The sequence below is a fragment of the Amycolatopsis kentuckyensis genome (assembly GCF_002155975.1).
Taxonomy (GTDB): domain Bacteria; phylum Actinomycetota; class Actinomycetes; order Mycobacteriales; family Pseudonocardiaceae; genus Amycolatopsis; species Amycolatopsis kentuckyensis.
Genome location: NZ_MUMI01000592.1, coordinates 1 through 1,577, shown reverse-complemented (window position 1 = coordinate 1,577; position 1,577 = coordinate 1). Strand labels below are relative to the sequence as shown.

The window sequence follows — 1,577 nt, the reverse complement described above, 5'->3', positions numbered from 1 at the left end:
CGGAGTGAGCTGGCCCGGAGTGAGCCGGCCCAGAACGAGCCGGCCCGGAGCGAGCCGATCCGGAACGAGCCGGCCCGGCGTCCCCGCCGCGTCCCATCGGCGTGGCGTTTCCGCTGATCCGGTGGGGTGGGACTGTCCCGGCGTCCCGGGTCGGCCGCCGGGGGGCGATCGGCGGCCCGGCCGCTGCCAGCCTTCTCGCCATGCAAAGACTCGCTCTGGCCGTCGCGGTGCTGCTGGTGTTCCCCGCCGCAGCCGCGGTCGCGGCCGAACCCGTTGCGGTGTGCGGGCACACCAGCACCCAGCCCACCCTGGAACAAGGGGCGACCGGCGCCGCGGTCGCCGAGGCTCAGTGCGAACTGAACCTGGCGACCAAGCCGAGCCGGTACCCGCCCATCGGCGCGGACGGCTCCTTCGGCCCGGCGACCGACGCCCGGGTCCGCGTCTTCCAGAAGTGCGCCGCCCTGAGCGTGGACGGCCGGATCGGGCCGAACACCTGGGCCGCCCTCAACTCCTGGTCCGCGCGGCCGCGCAAGTGCGTCACCCAGGGCACCGCCGGCACGGCGCAGAGCGTCGTGTGCGGCCTCTCCACCGCCCGCCCGACCCTGCAGAGCGGCTCCACCGGCACCGACGTCGAGGAACTCCAGTGCCGGCTCAACCTCGCCATGGAGCCGGGGCACTACCCGCCGCTGACGATCGACGGCCGGTTCGGGGACGGCACCCGCACCCGGGTGATCCAGTTCCAGCACTGCGTCAACGCCAGTGCCGACGGCGTCGCCGGGCCCACCACGTGGGCGAAGGTCACCGACTGGTCGAGCCGCAACACCTACTGCACGCCGCCGAAGCCCGCCGGCCACCCGATCGACGGCGTCGACACGGCGAAGTACCAGCACCCCGGGGGCGCGCCGATCGACTGGAGCGCGGTGAAGGCGTCCGGCGTCGAGTTCGCGACCGTCAAGGCGACGCGCGGCCTGAACGTCACCGACGACTACCTGGCCACCGACCTGCCCGCCGCGCGCAACGCCGGCCTGGCCGTGGGGCCGTACCACTTCTACACGGGCACCGCGGCCGGCACCGGCGGCGCGCAGGCCGACCGGTTCATCGCCGCCGTGAAGGCCACCGGGTACACCGGCAAGCGCGCCGGTGACCTGCCGCCCGTGTTCGACCTGGAGTGGAAGGACGACGGCTCCGGCGGCTGCCCGCCGTACGTCACCGTCGCCGACGCCAAGGCGTGGCTGGACAAGGTCCAGGCGGCGTTCGGCCGGACCCCGATCATCTACACCCAGAAGTCGTTCCTGGACGCCTGCCTGGGCGGCACCACGGCGTTTTCGGCCTACCCGATGCAACTCGCGGACTACCGGCAGTCCGTCACGCAGCCGGCGCTGCCCGCCGGCTCGAAGACCTGGCTGATGTGGCAGTACACCGACGCGGCCATCCCCGCCGGCATCCCCGCGCCGGCCACCGGCGACGTCTTCAACGGCACCCAGGCCGACCTCGACCAGCTCGCCAACCGCTGAAACCCCGCTAGGAAAGGATGAGAATGAGCCTCCCCATGACCCGCCGCTCGGTGCTCCGCGGCG

General features: G+C 73.5%; 1 protein-coding gene. It reads left to right on the top strand.

Going from position 1 to position 1,577, the window contains the following annotated elements; all coding sequences use genetic code 11:
• The first annotated feature begins 200 nt into the window (after positions 1-200).
• Positions 201-1,514, top strand: a complete 1,314-nt coding sequence (locus CCN39_RS43110) for a GH25 family lysozyme (RefSeq protein ID WP_244211268.1) — start codon at positions 201-203, stop codon at positions 1,512-1,514.
• The last annotated feature ends 63 nt before the right edge of the window (positions 1,515-1,577 follow it).